General features: G+C 37.6%; 15 protein-coding genes, 1 rRNA gene and 1 other annotated feature (1 of these 17 only partly in view). Of the genes, 7 read left to right on the top strand and 9 right to left on the bottom strand.

The genetic code is table 11. The annotated features are described in order from the left end of the window. Positions 1-440: a sequence feature (mutual gap in cmsearch alignment for this rRNA model is longer than 100), on the bottom strand (it extends 2307 nt beyond the left edge of the window). 350 nt (positions 441-790) lie between these two features. The 9 genes from CD003_RS19160 to dnaA form a co-directional block, all read right to left on the bottom strand. Further along, positions 791-2342: ribosomal RNA gene (locus tag CD003_RS19160) — 16S ribosomal RNA — on the bottom strand. A gap of 293 nt (positions 2343-2635) precedes the next feature. Beyond that, the gene (locus tag CD003_RS19165) at positions 2636-3718 is read right to left on the bottom strand and encodes an HD-GYP domain-containing protein (protein WP_096202874.1); all 1083 of its coding nucleotides are present in this window, start codon (positions 3716-3718) and stop codon (positions 2636-2638) included. 129 nt (positions 3719-3847) lie between these two features. Then, entirely contained in the window at positions 3848-6373 is a 2526-nt protein-coding gene (gene gyrA, locus CD003_RS19170; protein WP_096202875.1) for a DNA gyrase subunit A, read from the bottom strand. Positions 6374-6439: 66 nt separating this feature from the next. Beyond that, positions 6440-8353: a DNA topoisomerase (ATP-hydrolyzing) subunit B gene (gene gyrB / locus CD003_RS19175; RefSeq protein ID WP_179295629.1), complete on the bottom strand. Its 1914-nt coding sequence runs from the start codon at positions 8351-8353 to the stop codon at positions 6440-6442. A gap of 162 nt (positions 8354-8515) precedes the next feature. Beyond that, complete coding sequence (gene remB / locus CD003_RS19180; protein WP_096202877.1) at positions 8516-8791, bottom strand: extracellular matrix regulator RemB; 276 nt, start codon at positions 8789-8791, stop codon at positions 8516-8518. Positions 8792-8800: 9 nt separating this feature from the next. Next, positions 8801-9916 carry a DNA replication/repair protein RecF gene (gene recF, locus CD003_RS19185; protein WP_096202878.1) on the bottom strand — a complete coding sequence of 372 codons (1116 nt, stop codon included), beginning with the start codon at positions 9914-9916 and terminating at the stop codon, positions 8801-8803. A gap of 15 nt (positions 9917-9931) precedes the next feature. Continuing rightward, on the bottom strand, positions 9932-10147 hold the full coding sequence (gene yaaA, locus CD003_RS19190) for a S4 domain-containing protein YaaA (protein ID WP_096202879.1): 216 nt from the start codon (positions 10145-10147) through the stop codon (positions 9932-9934). Positions 10148-10516: 369 nt separating this feature from the next. Beyond that, positions 10517-11659 carry a DNA polymerase III subunit beta gene (gene dnaN, locus CD003_RS19195; protein WP_096202880.1) on the bottom strand — a complete coding sequence of 381 codons (1143 nt, stop codon included), beginning with the start codon at positions 11657-11659 and terminating at the stop codon, positions 10517-10519. Positions 11660-11816: 157 nt separating this feature from the next. After that, complete coding sequence (dnaA, locus tag CD003_RS19200) at positions 11817-13169, bottom strand: chromosomal replication initiator protein DnaA (protein WP_096202881.1); 1353 nt, start codon at positions 13167-13169, stop codon at positions 11817-11819. Between the two features lie 1055 nt (positions 13170-14224). Here dnaA and rpmH point away from each other — a divergent pair. The 7 genes from rpmH to rsmG all read left to right on the top strand — a co-directional run bounded on the left by rpmH (position 14225) and on the right by rsmG (position 20617). Then, the gene (gene rpmH / locus CD003_RS19205; protein WP_096202882.1) at positions 14225-14362 is read left to right on the top strand and encodes a 50S ribosomal protein L34; all 138 of its coding nucleotides are present in this window, start codon (positions 14225-14227) and stop codon (positions 14360-14362) included. A 74-nt stretch (positions 14363-14436) separates the two neighbouring features. Continuing rightward, a complete protein-coding gene (gene rnpA, locus CD003_RS19210; RefSeq protein WP_096202883.1) occupies positions 14437-14787 on the top strand; it encodes a ribonuclease P protein component in 351 nt (116 codons plus the stop codon). 21 nt (positions 14788-14808) lie between these two features. Beyond that, positions 14809-15576 (top strand): YidC family membrane integrase SpoIIIJ, encoded by a 768-nt coding sequence (spoIIIJ, locus tag CD003_RS19215; RefSeq protein ID WP_096202884.1) that lies wholly within the window; start codon positions 14809-14811, stop codon positions 15574-15576. Beyond that, complete coding sequence (gene jag / locus CD003_RS19220) at positions 15573-16190, top strand: RNA-binding cell elongation regulator Jag/EloR (protein WP_096202885.1); 618 nt, start codon at positions 15573-15575, stop codon at positions 16188-16190. Before spoIIIJ ends, jag begins: the two co-directional genes overlap by 4 nt. Positions 16191-16576: 386 nt before the next feature. Then, positions 16577-17953, top strand: a complete 1377-nt coding sequence (mnmE, locus tag CD003_RS19225; RefSeq protein ID WP_096202886.1) for a tRNA uridine-5-carboxymethylaminomethyl(34) synthesis GTPase MnmE — start codon at positions 16577-16579, stop codon at positions 17951-17953. Between the two features lie 36 nt (positions 17954-17989). After that, complete coding sequence (gene mnmG, locus CD003_RS19230; RefSeq protein ID WP_096202887.1) at positions 17990-19876, top strand: tRNA uridine-5-carboxymethylaminomethyl(34) synthesis enzyme MnmG; 1887 nt, start codon at positions 17990-17992, stop codon at positions 19874-19876. Positions 19877-19897: 21 nt separating this feature from the next. Continuing rightward, a complete protein-coding gene (gene rsmG, locus CD003_RS19235) occupies positions 19898-20617 on the top strand; it encodes a 16S rRNA (guanine(527)-N(7))-methyltransferase RsmG (RefSeq protein ID WP_096202888.1) in 720 nt (239 codons plus the stop codon). Positions 20618-20761 lie beyond the last annotated feature (144 nt).

Below are 20761 nucleotides of genomic sequence, written 5' to 3' on the forward strand. Positions count from 1 at the left end.
GTTTCACGTGTCCCGCCGTACTCAGGATCCACTCTGGAGGAAACGAAGTTTCGACTACAGGGCTGTTACCTTGTTTCGCGGACCTTTCCAGGTCGCTTCATCTACTTCGTTTCTTTCTTACTCCGTATAGAGTGTCCTACAACCCCAAGAGGCAAGCCTCTTGGTTTGGGCTATATTCCGTTTCGCTCGCCGCTACTCAGGAAATCGCATTTGCTTTCTCTTCCTCTGGGTACTTAGATGTTTCAGTTCCCCAGGTCTACCTCCACATACCCTATGTATTCAGGTATGGGTACCATCCCATTACGGATGGTGGGTTCCCCCATTCGGAAATCTCCGGATCAAAGCTTACTTACAGCTCCCCGAAGCATATCGGTGTTCGTCCCGTCCTTCATCGGCTCCTAGTGCCAAGGCATCCACCGTGCGCCCTTTCTAGCTTAACCATGACAAAACATAATTACTAATTATCAATTATGAATTGCTAATTAAAACCTTAAAAGGTTCGTCGAATTGAATTCTTGACTTTCTCGAATAAACTCAATCAATAAAATCAATCAAATTATATTCGTTGCATATATAAATCACTATCTAGTTTTCAAAGAACATGGCCTCTACATTGAGTAACCTTCCTTGCAGCCATGCGACGAGGAAGCTAACTTCGTAGCATTCGCATGTAGACGCAGGAGCAAGTATTTGTTGAGAGATTTATTCTCTCAAAACTGAACGACAAAAGTCCGAAGCGTCGAACAACACATAATGTGAAGTCCGTCGACTAGAGTTAAATACTCCATAGAAAGGAGGTGATCCAGCCGCACCTTCCGATACGGCTACCTTGTTACGACTTCACCCCAATCATCTGTCCCACCTTAGGCGGCTGGCTCCAAAAGGTTACCCCACCGACTTCGGGTGTTACAAACTCTCGTGGTGTGACGGGCGGTGTGTACAAGGCCCGGGAACGTATTCACCGCGGCATGCTGATCCGCGATTACTAGCGATTCCGGCTTCATGTAGGCGAGTTGCAGCCTACAATCCGAACTGAGAATGGCTTTATGGGATTGGCTCAACCTCGCGGTTTCGCTGCCCTTTGTACCATCCATTGTAGCACGTGTGTAGCCCAGGTCATAAGGGGCATGATGATTTGACGTCATCCCCACCTTCCTCCGGTTTGTCACCGGCAGTCACCTTAGAGTGCCCAACTGAATGCTGGCAACTAAGATCAAGGGTTGCGCTCGTTGCGGGACTTAACCCAACATCTCACGACACGAGCTGACGACAACCATGCACCACCTGTCACTTTGTCCCCCGAAGGGGAAAGCCCTATCTCTAGGGTGGTCAAAGGATGTCAAGACCTGGTAAGGTTCTTCGCGTTGCTTCGAATTAAACCACATGCTCCACCGCTTGTGCGGGCCCCCGTCAATTCCTTTGAGTTTCAGCCTTGCGGCCGTACTCCCCAGGCGGAGTGCTTAATGTGTTAACTTCGGCACTAAGGGCATCGAAACCCCTAACACCTAGCACTCATCGTTTACGGCGTGGACTACCAGGGTATCTAATCCTGTTTGCTCCCCACGCTTTCGCGCCTCAGCGTCAGTTACAGACCAGAGAGTCGCCTTCGCCACTGGTGTTCCTCCACATATCTACGCATTTCACCGCTACACGTGGAATTCCACTCTCCTCTTCTGTACTCAAGTCTCCCAGTTTCCAATGACCCTCCACGGTTGAGCCGTGGGCTTTCACATCAGACTTAAAAGACCGCCTGCGCGCGCTTTACGCCCAATAATTCCGGACAACGCTTGCCACCTACGTATTACCGCGGCTGCTGGCACGTAGTTAGCCGTGGCTTTCTGGTTAGGTACCGTCAAGGTGCCGCCCTATTTGAACGGCACTTGTTCTTCCCTAACAACAGAGCTTTACGACCCGAAGGCCTTCATCGCTCACGCGGCGTTGCTCCGTCAGACTTTCGTCCATTGCGGAAGATTCCCTACTGCTGCCTCCCGTAGGAGTCTGGGCCGTGTCTCAGTCCCAGTGTGGCCGATCACCCTCTCAGGTCGGCTACGCATCGTCGCCTTGGTAAGCCACTACCTTACCAACTAGCTAATGCGCCGCAGGCCCATCTTGTAGTGTTAGCCGAGGCCAACTTTAAGATAACACGCATGCGCGAATTATCTAACATCCGGTATTAGCTCCGGTTTCCCGAAGTTATCCCAGTCTACAAGGCAGGTTGCCTACGTGTTACTCACCCGTCCGCCGCTAACGTCCGGGAGCAAGCTCCCTTCAGTCCGCTCGACTTGCATGTATTAGGCACGCCGCCAGCGTTCGTCCTGAGCCAGGATCAAACTCTCCGTAGAAAGTGTGAGTTATAACGCGTTAGCGTTGTAACACTAGCTCACTGTCACAAACGTGACGTTTCGATTTTAAAAAATCGAGAAAATTAACGAGATGTGTTTACATCTCTTTTACGCTTGGCTTTTGTCTTGTTCAGTTTTCAAAGAACAACTTGTCACTCGTGTTTCAGCGGCTTGTAATAATATATCACTAGAAGAAAAACATGTCAACACTTTTAATCAAAAAAGTTTAAGACCAGATAATACTTAAATTTCAACTTTAGTCACTATAGCAAAATATTATATAAAATACAACTTTACTCTACAATGACTTCCTCAATATGAATTTGTTTTTCATTTGCTAATGGTAAAATCACTTCCGTATTTAACAATTTCACCATTGGTCTTGTTGGCTCTTGTTGATTTACAAAGATGATTTCCCCTTCTTCTCCATTCGTTAAACGTACTTTTGTTCCAATAGAAAAATTAAGTAAACCATTCAACAACGTATGAACAACACTATGCTGGAACTTACCGAAATGGTCCTTTGAAATTGACTCAAGTACACGATATGGTGATTGCTTAGTACGGTATTTTCGTTCAGAGGACATAGCATGATAAACATCTGCTACCGCTACAATTTGACTAAAGGCATGAATTTTCTTTCCGTTTGTCCCTAGTGGATAGCCACTTCCATCTTCTCTTTCATGATGCTGTAATACAGCTCTTAAAACATTTTCAGTTACCCCTGTTACCCCTTTTAACATTTTGTAGCTGTAAATTGGATGCTTTTTCACTTCTTCATATTCGTATGATGTTAATGTACCTTTTTTATTTAAAATCCCTACAGGTACCTTCGCCATTCCACTATCAGCCATCGCTCCTGCAATTCCTATCTGGATCCACTCACCTCTAGTAAAATTAAGCTTTCTTCCAATAAAAGAGGCCAACACTGCCACGGATACAGCATGATGATAGAGATACTCATCTTTTGAACAATAATGGTGCAAAGCTAAAATATCACTAGGTTTCTCTATGACTTTGTCAAACAAAGGTAAAAGTATACTCCTCATCTCAAGAAAGTTTACTTTTTTACCTGCTTGCCAATCTAAAAATTCACTTTTGTAAATTTGGACAGCCTTTAAATACAAGTCAATAAACGACTCTTCTTGAATAGATTCCTCTTTCTCCTCATCTTCCACAAATTCAGGAGGATGAAACGCTTCACCAGTCACTAACTTCTCTTCTACAACTACATCCTGAACTAAAAAAGCATCTAGAACTTTTATAAGCTCGTCGTTTAGTACTGTTTTCTTTTTCATAATCGGTTGACCAGTTAATAGTTTAATATCTTGTTTTAAGATACATCCTTCTATCAATTGCTTACGATTCACTCTCATCCTAGTTACCCCTCTTTTGTGTTGATAATACTATTATACGTGACTGATACATCTTTAAAAAGTATTCTGCCAAATTTTGTTTGAGTAGTTAATAACAGAAAGACTTGGCTAAATGCCAAGTCTTTCAATTTATTCTTCTGAATCATTATCAGATTTATTATCTAATTCACTATCTTCTAGTTCTTCATTTTCATTTTCACTTATATCATCTTCAATGTCTAATTCTTCATCTTCAATATCGACTCTAGCAACAGTTGATACCTCTTCACCATCATTCACTCTAATTAGAGTTACCCCTTGCGTTGAGCGTCCCATTGTTGATATTTCTGTTACATGTAGGCGAATGATGACACCACTTGCTGTAATAATCATTAAATCGTGATCATTAGATACAATCTTTAATGATACAAGTGGACCATTTTTATCTGTGATGTTACATGTTTTTATCCCTTTACCACCACGTTGTTGAATTCGATATTCCTCTATTGGCGTACGCTTTCCATAACCTTTTTCAGTTACAATAAAGACATCATGACCCTCTTCTATAATGTCCATTCCAACAACACAGTTTGTATCAGACAGGGTAATTCCTTTCACTCCTGTTGCTGTTCTACCCATAAGACGAACGTCTGTTTCGTGGAATCTAATTGCTACCCCATGCTTAGTTCCGACGATTATTTCTTGGTTACCATCTGTTAGACGTACTCCATGAAGTTCATCATCATCTCTTAAGTTAATAGCAAATAATCCACCCTTACGGATATTAGCAAATGCCGATAGAGCAGAACGCTTACAAATACCTTGCTTCGTCATAAAGAATAGGTAATGGTCATCATGGAATTCCTCAATTGGAATAACAGTACTTACAAATTCACCAGGTTCAATTTGAAGAAGATTAATAATTGGAATCCCTTTTGCAGTACGACCTAGTTCAGGAATTTCATAGCCTTTTAAGCGATATACCTTACCTTTATTTGTGAAGAACAGGATTGTATGATGAGAATTTGTTGTAAATAAGTGTTGAACAAAATCATTATCATTTGTCCCCATCCCTTGAATCCCTTTACCTCCACGTTTTTGACTACGGTATGTTGATACAGGCATTCTCTTAATATAGCCATTGTGAGTAAGAGTAATGACGATATTTGTACGTGGAATTAAATCCTCATCCTCAAGATGATCTTCTCCCATCGTAATCATCGTACGACGTTCATCATCGAACTTCTCTTTAATTTCTATAAGCTCTGTTCTAATGATTTCAAGAACTCTTTCTTCACTTGCTAAAATTGCTTTTAATTCAGATATCTTAGCTATAAGCTCTGCATACTCAGCTTCAATTTTATCTCTTTCTAAGCCTGTTAATCTCTGAAGACGCATGTCTAAAATAGCTTGAGCCTGCTCATAACTTAAAGAGAAACGCTCCATTAAGCCATTCCTAGCAATATCAGTTGTTGCTGAACCACGAATTAATGAGATAACTTCATCCAAATGGTCAAGGGCAATACGTAACCCTTCTAAGATGTGAGCTCTTGCCTCTGCTTTTCTTAATTCAAAAGCTGTTCTACGTTTGATAACTACCTTTTGATGCTCTAGATAATGATATAGACACTCTTTTAAGTCAAGAACTTTTGGTTGCCCATCTACTAAAGCGAGCATATTAATACCAAAGCCTGTTTGTAGTGCTGTTTGTTTATATAAGTTATTAAGAAGTACGTTTGAATTCGCATCCTTTCGTACTTCAATGACAATTCTCATTCCATTACGGTCTGATTCATCTCGTAAATCTGTAATTCCATCAATTTTCTTTTCACGAACAAGTTCTGCTATTTTTTCAATAAGTTTTGCTTTATTTACTTGATATGGAATTTCAGTAACGATAATCTTTTGTTTTCCATTTGCCATTTCTTCAATATGCGTTTTGGCTCTTAGTGTAATTGAGCCACGCCCTGTTAGATATGCCTTTCGAATGCCTGAACGCCCTAAAATTTCAGCACCCGTTGGAAAATCTGGACCCGGAATAAACTCCATTAATTCAGGTACACTAATATCAGGGTTTTCACTTAACGCTAATACTCCATCAATTACTTCTCCTAATTGATGGGGTGGAATATTAGTTGCCATCCCAACAGCAATCCCTGATGCACCATTTACTAATAGATTTGGAAAGCGAGCTGGCATTACGATCGGCTCACGCTCTGAACCATCATAGTTATCTTGATAATCAATTGTATCTTTGTTTATATCCCGAACAATTTCCATTGAAATTTTCGACATTTTTGCTTCCGTATAACGCATCGCTGCTGCTGCGTCACCATCGACTGAACCGAAATTTCCATGTCCATCTACGAGCATATAACGATAGCTGAAATCTTGAGCCATACGAACCATCGTTTCATAAACTGCGGAATCACCATGTGGATGGTACTTCCCAATTACTTCCCCAACGATACGTGCTGACTTTTTATATACTTTATCTGCCGTCATCCCTAGTTCATTCATTGCAAATAAAATACGACGATGAACAGGCTTTAAACCATCACGAGCATCTGGTAAAGCACGACTAACAATTACACTCATCGCATAATCCATAAACGATGATTTCATTTCCTGACTAATATTTATTTCTTTGACTCTAGATTGATCCTGATCTGCCATCTAGAAAACCTCCATATTCCCTAACGGTTCTAACTATTTATGCTCTTAAAGAGTTTAAACAAACTCTTAAATATCTAAATTCTTTACGTAGTGTGCATTTTCTTGAATAAAGTCTCTACGAGGTTCAACACGGTCTCCCATCAGAATATCAAAGATTTCATCCGCTTTCATAGCATCTTCTAGGGTGACTTGTAATAACGTTCTTGTATCTGGATCCATTGTTGTTTCCCAAAGCTGAGTAGGGTTCATTTCTCCTAAACCTTTATAACGCTGAACGCCAACCTTTGATTTATCAGAAAGATCAGCCATTATAGTATCTAATTCTTTATCGTTATAGGCATATTGAATATCTCTTCCTTGTTGAACCTTATAAAGAGGGGGCTGAGCAATATAGATATAGCCCTTTTCAATTAAAGGTCGCATATAACGGTAGAAGAACGTAAGTATTAGCGTACGAATATGGGCTCCATCTACATCGGCATCCGTCATAATAATAATTTTATGATATCTTGCTTTTTCTATATTAAAGTCATCACCAATCCCTGTACCTAGAGCTGTAATAATCGCCCTAATTTCGTTATTGGCAAGGATTTTATCTAATCTAGCTTTTTCTACATTAATAATTTTTCCTCGTAATGGAAGAATCGCTTGGAAATGACGATCCCGTCCTTGCTTCGCCGAACCTCCGGCAGAGTCACCCTCTACGATATAAATTTCACTTATAGAAGCATCTTTAGATGAACAATCTGCTAATTTACCTGGTAACGAGCTAACTTCTAATGCACTTTTTCTACGTGTTAACTCACGGGCTTTCTTTGCTGCTTCTCTTGCTCTTGAAGCCATTAATCCTTTTTCAACAATTTTCTTAGCGACTGTTGGATTTTCGATTAAGAATCGTGAAAAGCACTCGGAAAATAGTGAATCTGTAATCGTTCTTGCTTCACTGTTTCCTAATTTTGTTTTTGTTTGTCCTTCAAATTGCGGTTCAGGAATTTTTACAGAGATTATAGCTGTTAATCCTTCCCTAACATCTTCACCTGTTAGATTCGGGTCACTTTCTTTGAATAGATTGTTTTTTCGTGCGTAATCATTAATCACACGAGTTAAGCCAGTTTTAAAACCAGACTCATGTGTACCACCTTCATGGGTGTTAATGTTATTAGCAAAAGAATAAATATTGCTTGTATAACCGTCATTGTATTGAACAGCCACTTCTACAGTAAGACCATCTTTTTCTCCTTCAATGTGGATCGGAGTTTCATGTAACGCTTCTTTTGAACGGTTTAAATGCTCTACGAATGACGCAATACCACCTTCATAAAAATACGTTGCTGATTTTCCATCAGGGCGTTTATCACCAATTTTAATCGTTAACCCACGGTTTAAGAATGCTAATTCACGTAATCTTGTCGAAAGGATATCGAATTCATAGACAGTTGTTTCCGTAAAAATCTCTTCGTCTGGTTTAAAATGAATAACAGTACCACGTTTTTCAGAATCTCCCACAACTGTTAAATCGTTTTTCGGTATACCTCGGTTATATTCTTGGTGATAGACCTTACCATCACGGTGAACATTTACTTCTAACATCGTCGAAAGGGCGTTTACTACTGAAGCACCTACACCATGAAGTCCACCGGAAACTTTGTATCCACCACCACCAAATTTCCCACCTGCATGGAGGACAGTCATGATAACCTCAACAGCAGGGCGACCCATTTTTTCATGAATACCAACAGGGATACCACGACCATTATCTTCAACTGTAATACTATTATCCTCTTCAATTGAGATAGAAATTGTATCACAGTAACCTGCCATTGCTTCATCAATACTATTATCAACAATTTCCCATACTAAGTGGTGTAAGCCCCGACTACTCGTTGAACCTATATACATACCTGGGCGTTTACGTACAGCTTCTAATCCTTCAAGGACTTGAATTTGACTTTCATCGTAAGAATGTTGTTGGCTAGTCAATTTCTTCACCTTCACTTCTATTTTCAGTGCTTGTCGCACAATATTTTTATAGTTTTTAAAAAATAATAGCTCTGATACAGTGTAACTTTTCTACTGAGGAACTATCTAAATTTAGACTTAAAAGGGATCCAACCTCTTATTACTCCATATCAAAATAAAACTTTAATAAACATCTGTTTCTCCGTAGCCTTCTAACTCTGAAACCATGGAAGCCCTTCGTTTTAACGTAACAGAGGAAATTGGAGAGTAATAAATCTTATCCTTTGTTACGACCATTGACTTTGTCATTTCCTCGGATATCATCACGACAAGTTCCTTCTTTTCATGAATTGTTAGAAATTCATTTGTGATACTGGATGAATCTTTCATGTTACTGTTTAAAATCGCAATGACATCTTTCGACCTAATAACGGTATCTCCGCCTAAATGAATAAACAAATGGCCACCTCATTTCAGTTTCGTAATCGTCCCTTGTTCCACTTTATAGGTAGATGCCTCGTTAAGTGTTTTATGGTCAATTCCTTCGACACTCGTCGTAGTTACAAACGTTTGTACCTTGCCTTGAATTGTATTAAGGAGGTGTGATTGTCTGAAATCATCAAGTTCAGAGAGAACATCATCAAGCAGAAGAATAGGGTACTCACCTATTTTTGACTTTATTAACTCTAGTTCTGCCATTTTGACTGATAAGGCGGTTGTCCGTTGTTGACCTTGTGAGCCAAACGTTTGTACATCCTTATCGTTGATAAAAAAGAGGAGATCGTCTCTATGAGGGCCTAGTAATGTTGTACCTCTTTGGATTTCTTTTTCCGTCAGCTTACTAAATGCCTCGTTATATGCTTCTTCTAGTTTCGACAAATCCATCGTCTCTGATACGTCCAAAGAAGGTTTATATTGAATATTTAGTATTTCTTTTCCTCTGCTAATTTCTTCGTGTATCGGTTTGGCCCATTCCTCTAAGGTTTGAACAAACTGGAAACGCTTTTGGACAACCTTCACAGCAGCATCTATTAGCTGTGAAGTAAGGATTTCTAGCATCATCCTATTTTTCCCTTGACGCTGTAACTCTTTTAGTAGATGGTTTCTTTGCAACAGGATTTTCTGGTAGATAGCAAGGTTGTACAAATACATTGGGTTTATCTGGCCAATTTCCATATCAATAAACCTTCTTCTGATTTGTGGACTCCCTTTCACTAAATTTAAATCCTCTGGGGCAAACATCACTACATTCATCGCGCCAATATACTCACTAAGCTTCCTTTGCTCTAATCCATTTAATTTTACCTTTTTCCCTTTTGTAGCCACAATTAATTCAAGGGATATAGGTCCATTTCTTCTTTCTACTTTTCCTTGTATTCTTGCAAAATCCTTTTCCCAACCAATCAATTCTTTATCCTTCGATGTACGGTGGGATTTTGACATAGCTAGCAAATAAATAGATTCAACTATGTTTGTTTTTCCTTGAGCATTTTCACCCATAATTACATTAACGCAATTATCAAAGGTAATCGCTGCCTCTTCATAATTACGGAAGCTTTTTATATATAGCTCTTTAATATACAAAGGGAATCCCCCTTATTACTTAGAAGAAATAGCAACTTTACCAACGTTCTCTATCTCTAATTCATCTCCAACGTACAGCTTCTTACCTCTTCGTTGTTCTTGTTCACCGTTTAAAAATACTGTGTGTTCTGACAAAAACCACTTTGCCATTCCACCAGTATCGATAGCCCCAATCTCCTTCAGAAGTTGTCCGAGAGTAATATACTCTGTTGTAATTTCTACTGATCGCATCAATGATCCTCTCACTTTCTTATAAGTGTTAATAAAAGAAACACGGTAATACCGTTCACTTCTTAGTCAGTAATAATCACCATACTACTTGCTAGAAACTGTTTTCCTCATACACAACACAATATTCAATGAAAACAGCACAATATAACGTTCTCTTTAGAACGCAATTATGTTGTGCTACTTTAAACCGTTCTCCTCACCTGAACATTCTTACGAAATGATTCGTACAAAAACGTTCAATGTTTTAATCTTTATTCTCTATTGTACTAGACTCTTGCCAGATAGCCAATACTAACGACAAGAAAAGCTACCAGAGACATTAATCTGGCAGCTTTCTCACAGTACCCTAAACTACATTCCTTCCAATTCCTAGTACGTTCGAACTGGTGAGAAAAGATGTAACGTGTAATCATGCTCTGTAGGATGAAGGACAAATGGGCTCATCGCACCTGTAAATGTAATATGAACTTCTTCGCAATCAACAACCTTCAATGCATCAATGATATTTTTTCCATTAAAAGAAATACGAAGTTCCTCACCATTAGCTTTTTCACTTTGAATTTTTTCAGTTACTTTTCCTACTTCTGGTGTAATCGAAGTAATCTCAATCAATCCATCTTCCAATGTTTTTAAATTAATAACATTGTTTTTTCCTTCTTTCGAAAGTAACAAGGCTCTTTCCAATGTTTGTAGAAATGGTTTTGTCTTAATAACGAAATCTGTCTTTGAATTACTCGGGATCATATTTTTCGTAACCGGGTATTTTCCATCAAGCAGTCTAGAAAAGAATAATAAATTCTTTAGTTTAAAAAGAACCTGACTTTCTGTTACGACTACATCTATTAACTCATTTGAGTCTTCTACCACTTTACTTAACTCATTTAAACTTTTTCCAGGGATTACTACGTTACTAAATGTTAATTCCGGATCATTTGTTTCAACAACTGCTTTTCGCATTGCCAGACGATGACTATCTGTTGCAGTACAGATTAACTCGCTATTCTCAATCTCTAAGTTTACACCTGTCAACACCGGACGTGTTTCCTGAGTGGACACCGCAAATACTGTTTGACGGATCATATTTTTTAAAAGGTCTTGAGGAACTCTTATGATATTTTGTTCTTCAATTTGTGGAAGTCGAGGATATTCCTCTGGATCCAAACCATTTAGATTAAAAACTGCTGAACCTGAGCGTAATGTCGTTGCAAATTGGTCTTGTACAACAACTTCTATTTGGTCTCCAGGTAATTTCTTTACTATTTCAGTAAAGAATTTCGCTTGTAAAACAATACTTCCGGGTTCCATTATTTTCACTAATTCTTTATCTTCTTCTTCAGCTGGAATAAAGCTTTCAATTGAAATATTTGAATCACTTCCTGTTAACGTGACACCATCTTTATCAGCAACTATTTTTATACCAGTTAAAATAGGAATTGTAGTTCTAGATGAAACGGCTTTAGACACGTGCTGAACACTATGGACAAACTGGTCTCTATTAATAACAAAATGCATATAAATCACCTTTATAATTATATTTTTATTTTTATAGTAATAGTAGTAGGGCCTGTGGATTTGTGGATAAGGGAAGTAATCCCTAATAAATTAAGCCTATACACATGTGGATAATGTGTGCATAGACTTAAGGAAGATATACACAGGTATTAGTTGGTTAACTACGTAATTGTTCTATTATTTCTTTGACTTTTTGTTGTAGTTCGTGGTCCGTTCCAAGCATTTTTGAGATTTTTTCGTGAGCATGGATGACGGTTGTATGATCGCGGCCACCAAACTCACTACCTATTTTAGGCAAGGAAGAATCAGTTAATTCTCTTGATAGATACATTGCAATCTGTCTAGGAAATGCTACAGCTTTTGTGCGCTTTTTTGCTTTAAATTCGTCTAGCTTAACACTGTAGTGCTCACTTACTGCTTTTTGAATGTCAACTATCGTTAAAATTTTCGGTTTGGAGTTTGGAATGATATCTTTTAAAGCTTCAGCAGCTAAATCTGCATTCATATCTTGATTTATGAGAGAAGAGAAGGCGACTACTCGTATAAGAGCTCCTTCTAATTCTCGTATATTTGTATCTATTTGATTGGCAATATACAGCATGACTTCATTTGGTATATCTAAGTTTTCAGCCTTTGCTTTTTTACGCAAAATGGCAATTCTTGTTTCTAAGTCTGGTGGCGTAATATCAGTAATTAAACCCCATTCAAATCGAGAACGAAGCCTGTCCTCTAGTGTTGGAATCTCCTTAGGAGGCCGATCACTCGAAATAACAATTTGTTTTGATTCCTCGTGAAGAGCATTAAATGTGTGAAAAAACTCCTCTTGTGTTTGTTCTTTTCCAGCTAAAAATTGAATATCATCAATAAGAAGTACATCTACGTTGCGATATTTATTTCGAAAATTAACTGCTTTATTATCACGAATAGCATTAATGAATTCATTTGTAAATTTTTCTGATGAAAGATAAACCACTTTTGCGTTTGGATTATGGTCAATTACATAGTGACCAATCGCGTGCATTAAATGGGTTTTTCCTAAACCAACTCCCCCATAGATAAATAGAGGATTGTAAGCTTTAGCCGGTGCTTCTGCAACGGCTAAAGAAGCAGCATGAGCAAAGCGGTTACCAGAACCAATAACAAAAGTGTCAAACGTATACTTTGGATTTAACATACTTTTTGGTATATCACCGTTTAGTTGCACTGTTTCTTTTGGAACTTTTTTAATCTCCTGTTCGATCATAAATTCGTCTTCTAACTGATTTTGAGGAATGACAAATTTTACGTCTAATCTTGTACCTGTTATATCTAGTAATGTTTCTGAAATTAATTCAGAATAACGATTTTCAAGCCAGTCTCTAGCAAATTCATTTGGAGCAGTAATTGTGATTGTGTCATCTTTAATATCAGTAGCCTTAGTAGCCTTTAACCATGTTTCAAAGCTTGGCTTACTGACTTTAGCCTCCATTGTTGCTAAAGAACGATCCCATAAGTCTTGAAGGTTCTCCAAAAAACTGTTCCCCCCTTTACCCAATACAAAAAAATTATATGTAATGGTTACTAAAATAGTTTTAAAAAAATAATGAACGCAGTTTTGACCATAAAAATAGATTCGACGATTTCAGATAAAAATCGTTAAAACCTCTCTACTTTGTATTGAAACTGGTTCATCGGGCACTTTTCCATCTGCAAATACAGCACTGTATAACCTTTGCTCACCCTGATGGATAGAAGTGCATAAATATTAAATTCACAAATAATGTGGAAGATTATATAATATAGTAGAAAAACGTCAAAATAAGAATTACGAACAGATTGTGGACAAACTCATAAACAGAAAATAAAAGATGTCCACAGAGTTACCCACAGCATGTGGATAAAAAGTAATGATTAAATAATTATCCACGAGTGAAAACAAATATATAATAGCAAAAAAAAAGCGCTACTGCAATGGTTTTTGGGTTTTATCCACAATACACTATACGTTGTGCGTTATTATTATCCACAATACTATATAATGTGTGTAAGCTGTCGATAATCGTGAGGATAAGTGTTTTTTTGTCGAATGAAGGATATCCACAGGTGATAATGGGGGGATAATGGTAAGGAAGGTTTACAAAAAGTATATGTCAACGAGCGACAAAATATGCTGGCGCTTTTTTTTAAATGTTCATTTCAAATTAAGATTTAGTAGAAGGTAACTTTAGAAAGAGCGACTGATAAATTATAAAATATGTTATAAATAAGCTTAATTATTTCTATAATGAAGAAATATCAAAAACGAGAAGTAGTATACAATTTTAAGGTTCCTAAAGGAAAGGCACTGTAAAAGTCCAATCTAGACGATTCGAGAAGCCGGCTTCTCGCATTACATTAAGTCTACTAAAAAAGTGAAAGTCACACTTTTTCAGCGGCCTTCCTAAAGGTTAGCTTCTACCAGAGAAGGAAAGGAGTCGTTCGAGAGTTTTTCTAGATTTTTATATTAGAACTTGACAATTGGGTATGATATTCCTTATAATTTACAAGAATGTCTATGTTGAGGATGTCCTCAGGGAGGTGTTATAGATGGGTAAACCAACTTTTCAACCAAATAATCGTAAGCGTAAAAAGAAACACGGTTTCCGTGCGCGTATGAGCACAAAGAACGGTCGCAATGTATTAGCGCGTCGTCGCCGTAAGGGAAGAAAGGTATTATCTGCATAGGCCACTGTACGTCAGTGGTCTTTTTCTGACATTTTTTTTATTTTTTTACGTAGAGACGTTTGGAGTGTAACCGGATGAAGAAAGAATTTCGTATTAAAAAAAACGAAGAGTTTTCAGTTGTATTTAAGAAGGGGAAATCCGTTGCCAATCGGCAATTTGTCTTGTACGTATTACATAAGGAAGAACAATCAAACTTTCGTTTAGGATTGTCAGTAAGTAAAAAAGTAGGAAATGCTGTAACGAGAAACAGAATCAAGAGATTAATAAGAGAAGTTTTCCATCAATATGAGGAAAATCTCAATCAAAAGAAGGATTTTGTTGTTATTGCAAGAAATCCTACTGCAGAAATGGATTTTCATGAAGTAAAGAAAAGTTTGCTACATGTAATGAAATTAGCGCGAGTAATAAATAAAAGTGCTGAATAGTAGTACAAGGAGGAAGTATTTGTGATAAGGAAGTTAGGCTTAGCAGCAATGATGGTTACCCTGCTTATCCTTTTAACCGGCTGTTTTGAGCTAGATGAACCAATCACGAGTGAGAGTGAAGGGTTTTGGAATACATATTTCGTTTATCCTTTATCGTGGTTAGTTATCTATTTTGCCGATATGTTTAATGATAACTACGGTATTGCTATCATTATTGTAACTATTTTGCTGCGTACGTTAATTTTGCCATTAATGATTAAACAAACTAAGAGTGCTAAAGCAATGCAGGCAATTCAACCAGAAATGCAAAAGCTTCGTGAAAAATACAGTGCAAAAGACCAGAAGACACAACAAAAGCTACAACAGGAAACAATGAAAATGTTCCAAGAGCGTGGAGTTAATCCACTAGCTGGTTGCTTGCCTTTATTTATTCAAATGCCAATTTTATTAGCATTTTATCAAGCGATTATGCGTACAGAAGAAATTGGCGGTCATACATTCCTGTGGTTTGCATTAGATGCACCGGATCCAATACTATTACCGGTAATTGCTGGTGTTACAACGTTCATTCAGCAGAAAATGATGATGGTTACTGATAACCCACAAATGAAAATCCTCTTATATATGATGCCTATCATGATTTTTGTATTTGCGATGTTCTTCCCGGCAGCACTTACATTGTACTGGGTAGTAGGTAATATCTTTATGATTGTACAAACTTACTTTATTACTGGTCCTAATGTCGGTGGAAAAAAGGAAGCAGCTGAAGCAGGGGGCAAGAAAAAGTGAAGAAAATAACTGCATCAGGTAAATCGATAGAGGAAGCTGTTCAAAAGGCATTGGTCGAGCTTAATACGACAGAAGATCGTGTGGAGATTAATGTACTAGAAAATCCTCAAAAAGGGTTTTTCGGATTTATTGGAAGTAAACCAGCTGTTGTTGAAGTACAATTGAAACCAGACGCTGTTGAAATAGCCCGACAATTTTTAGAGGAAACAATTGAAAAAATGGGTGTAGAAGCATCTGTTTCAAATGTAGAGAGAAATGGTTCAATCTTGTTTGACATAAAAGGGGAGAATATTGGAGCCCTAATTGGAAAACGAGGACAAACGTTAGACTCACTTCAGTATTTAGTAAATTTAGTTGCCAATCGATATGCCGAAGACTACATGCGAATTCAACTTGATGCTGAGAACTATCGTGCAAAAAGAAAAGAAGCTCTTGAGCAACTAGCTGAACGCTTAGCTAGAAAAGTTCTTAAAACGGCTAGACCGGTAAAGCTAGAACCTATGAGTGCACATGATAGAAAAATCATTCATGCAACTCTACAACGAAAAAAAGATATTTCAACATATTCAGAGGGAGAAGAGCCACGAAGAAGAATCGTTGTTTCTCCAAAATAGCTAATAGTTCAAGCCTAAAGTGAAGTTATCGTCGCTTTAGGCTTTTTTTGTATGAAAAGAGGAGTTTTTTAATTAATTATGAATGATGAGTTATGGGTTATGAATTAGAAAAATGGTAAATTCACAAATGCAATTTACAACTTAGCATTATGTAACCATTTCAACAGCTTGTCCAAACAAAATAAATTGTACTTATCTACAATTCATAACTCATAACCCATAATTAATAATTTTTCATTATCCACATGTGGATAGTTTCTTGTGGTGCAAAATCGGTTACAATAGGATGAGATAGTGTTGATATCTTTTTCAATACGTTAGAAATGTGATATTCTATTTATTTAGGGACGTATCTATTCGGATAGGTATAAATTGAGGTGAAAAAGTTGGAATTTGATACAATTGCAGCAATATCGACACCGATGGGTGAAGGCGCGATTGCCATCGTACGTTTAAGTGGTGATGAGGCAATTTTTATTGCTGATAAAGTTTATAAAGGAAAGAAAGAGCTAGGAGAGGTAGATTCTCATACTATTAATTATGGGTATATTGTCGATCCAAAGACGAAACAAACAATAGAAGAAGTAATGGTGTCTGTGTTAAGAGCGCCACGAACTTTTACAAGAGAAGATATTATTGAAGTTAATTGTCATGGTGGACTAGTTTCGGTGAATCGAGTGTTACAAGTACTTTTAAATGCTGGTGCAAGATTAGCTGAACCAGGAGAATTCACGAAAAGAGCATTTTTGAACGGTCGAATAGATTTATCACAAGCAGAGGGTGTTATTGATTTAATTCGAGCGAAAACTGACCGAGCAATGAATGTCGCTTTAGGACAAGTTGAAGGAAGGCTTTCGAAAAAAATTCAAAAGCTTCGTCAAGCTTTACTAGAAACTGTGGCTCATGTAGAAGTAAATATTGATTATCCTGAGTATGATGCAGAAGTGATGACACATAAGATTTTATTAGAAAAAGGGACGTATGTGAAAAAAGAAATTAAAAAAATTCTTTCAACAGCATCCCAAGGGAAAATCCTGCGTGAAGGATTAGCTACAGTTATTATTGGACGCCCGAATGTAGGGAAATCTTCATTATTAAATAGTCTAGTTCATGAAAATAAAGCAATTGTTACTGATATTGCAGGAACAACTCGAGATATTATTGAGGAATATGTAAATGTACGTGGTGTTCCTCTACGTTTAATTGATACAGCTGGAATCCGTGAAACGGAAGATATAGTTGAAAAAATTGGAGTAGAACGCTCACGACAAGTATTAAAGGATGCAGAGTTAATTTTACTCGTCTTAAATAGTGGAGAAGAGTTATCTAAGGAAGATGAAGCATTATTTGAAGCGATTGAAGGAATGGATTCAATAATTATAGTGAACAAAACAGATATTGAGCGTAAAATTGATTTAGAAAGAGTAAAGAAGCTTGCAGCAGATAGACCTGTTATTGCTACGTCTCTTATTCAAGATGAAGGGGTAGATGAGCTCGAACAAGCTATTTCTGAATTATTCTTCCAAGGGGAGCTTGAAGCAGAGGATATGACTTATGTATCAAATTCAAGGCATATTGCTTTATTAACGCAAGCGAAAAATACCATTGAAGATGCGCTAGATGCCATTGACCAAGACATACCTATTGATATGGTTCAAATAGATATTACGAGAACGTGGGAATTATTAGGGGAAATTATTGGTGAAAGTATGCATGAAAGCCTAATTGACCAACTGTTTTCACAATTTTGTTTAGGTAAATAAAGAACTTTCGCTAGTAGTATAAAGGAGGAAACAAGAGTGGATTATCATGGTGGTGAATTTGATGTAATCGTCATAGGTGCAGGCCATGCAGGGTGTGAAGCTGGATTAGCTGCAGCAAGAATGGGTGCTAATACTTTAATGCTGACACTGAACTTAGATGCAGTGGCGTATATGCCATGTAACCCTTCTGTAGGAGGACCTGCAAAGGGGATTGTAGTTCGTGAAATTGATGCATTAGGTGGCGAAATGGCACGGAATATAGACAAGACACATATTCAAATGAGAATGTTGAACACAGCTAAAGGGCCTGCCGTCCGTGCATTACGTGCACAAGCAGATAAATTTATGTATCAACATGAAATGAAAAAAACAATAGAAGAACAAGATAATTTATTACTTCGTCAAGGAATGGTTGAAAAGCTATTAGTTGAAGATGGTGCTTGTAAAGGTGTTATTACAAACACTGGTGCAGTTTATCGTAGTAAAGCAGTTGTTGTAACGACGGGGACTTATTTAAGAGGAAAAATTATTATTGGAGACCTAGCATACGAGAGTGGACCTAATAATATGCAACCATCCGTCAATCTATCGTATCATTTACAGGAATTAGGATTTGACCTTGTTCGCTTTAAGACAGGTACACCTCCTCGTGTAAATGGCCAGTCGATTGATTACTCAAAAGCTGAAATTCAACCAGGTGATGATATACCAAGAGCTTTTTCATATGAGACAACAAAGTTTATTACGGACCAACTTCCTTGCTGGTTAACATATACAAGTGAAGAAACTCATCAGATTATTAATAATAATTTAAGTAGATCTCCTATGTATTCAGGAGTTATTGAAGGTACAGGACCTAGGTATTGCCCATCTATTGAGGATAAAATCGTACGTTTCTCTGATAAACCACGTCACCAAATTTTTCTTGAACCAGAAGGACGTAATACGACAGAGGTCTATGTTCAAGGGCTATCGACGAGTTTACCAGAAGATGTCCAGCTTAACATTTTAAAATCGATTCCTGGTTTAGAAAATGTTCGAATGATGAGACCAGGCTATGCCATCGAATATGATTCAATTGTTCCTACACAATTATGGCCAACATTAGAAACTAAAATGGTTGACGGACTTTTCACTGCGGGTCAAATTAATGGTACATCAGGTTATGAAGAGGCTGCAGGTCAAGGCCTTATGGCTGGAATTAATGCAGCGAGAAAGGCTCAGGAGAAAGAAGGGATCATATTAGATCGCTCAGACGCTTACATCGGCGTATTAATAGATGATTTAGTAACGAAGGGAACTAATGAACCTTACCGATTGTTGACATCGAGAGCTGAGTATCGTTTGTTACTACGACATGATAACGCGGACTTACGATTGACAGAAGTTGGACATGATATTGGTTTAATTCCAGAAGAGCGTTATGAAAGATTCGTTGTTAAGAAAGAGCAAATATCAAAGGAAAAGAGTCGTTTAGAAGCAACGATCATTAAACCAAGTGAAGAAGTTAAACAAGTTCTTACTGATGCACAATCATCGCCTATTAGTGATGCAGTAAAAGCCTCACTATTATTAAAGCGCCCAGAATTATCTTATGAGCATATTGCGAAGATGCTTTCTAGCGAGGAAGAGATTAGTTCGGATGTTGCTGAGCAAGTTGAAATTCAGATTAAATATGAAGGATATATTGAAAAGCAACTACAACAAGTAGAACGTGCAAAGAAAATGGAAAACAAAAAAATACCGGAAGATCTTGATTACTTTGCTATTTCAGGATTGGCTACTGAAGCAAAACAGAAGTTGAAAGAAGTAAGACCGTTATCTGTTGCACAAGCATCACGTGTGTCAGGGGTTAATCCAGCGGATATTTCAATATTACTTGTTTATCTTGAGCAAGGGCGTTTAGCAAAGGTTAAAGAATAGAATAAAGAAGTTGGTGACTATATGAGTAAACAACAATTTCAAGGAATGTTAGAGGAGAAAGGAATTCAACTTTCTCCTCAGCAATTAGAACAATTTGATTTATACTTTAAAACACTAGTTGAGTGGAACGAAAAAATGAACTTAACAGCGTTAACAGAGGAAAATGACGTCTATTTAAAGCATTTTTATGATTCTATCTCTGCAAGTTTTTACTATGATTTCACAAAACCAATGTCCATTATTGATGTGGGGGCAGGTGCAGGATTTCCTAGTATTCCAATAAAAATCTGTTTTCCACATTTACAGGTAAATATTGTAGATTCATTAAATAAGCGTATTGGATTCTTAGAACATTTGTCGAAAACATTAGGTCTTGAAGATGTACATTTTTATCACGACCGTGCCGAAACATTTGGACAAAATAAGGACCACCGTGGAAGATATGATGTAGTTATCGCTAGGGCAGTTGCCCGAATGCCAGTATTAGCAGAGCTATGTCTACCATTAGTAAAAACGAATGGTACATGGATTGCCATGAAGGGAGCCGGTGCAAGCGAAGAGCTTTCAGATGCGAAAAAGGCTCTTACAATTGTAGGCGGGGGAGAGGTAGTAAAAGATGAGCATTTTCAATTGCCAATTGAAGAAAGTGCACGTCATATTATCATTATAAATAAAACGAAACCAACTCCAAAAAAATATCCAAGAAAACCAGGTACACCGAATAAACAACCTATAATTTAATGGTATAATAGAGAAGGCTATAAACTTATCTATTTACATAGTAGTAGCCAGCTGTTTTACGTGAAACAGCTGGGACATTTAGCACTTGATGTACTATTCATTAGCAATATATAAAGGATTTATGAGATTTGTGCAGGAATTTAT

The organism is Bacillus sp. FJAT-45350, assembly GCF_002335805.1.
Lineage (GTDB): Bacteria > Bacillota > Bacilli > Bacillales > NISU01 > FJAT-45350.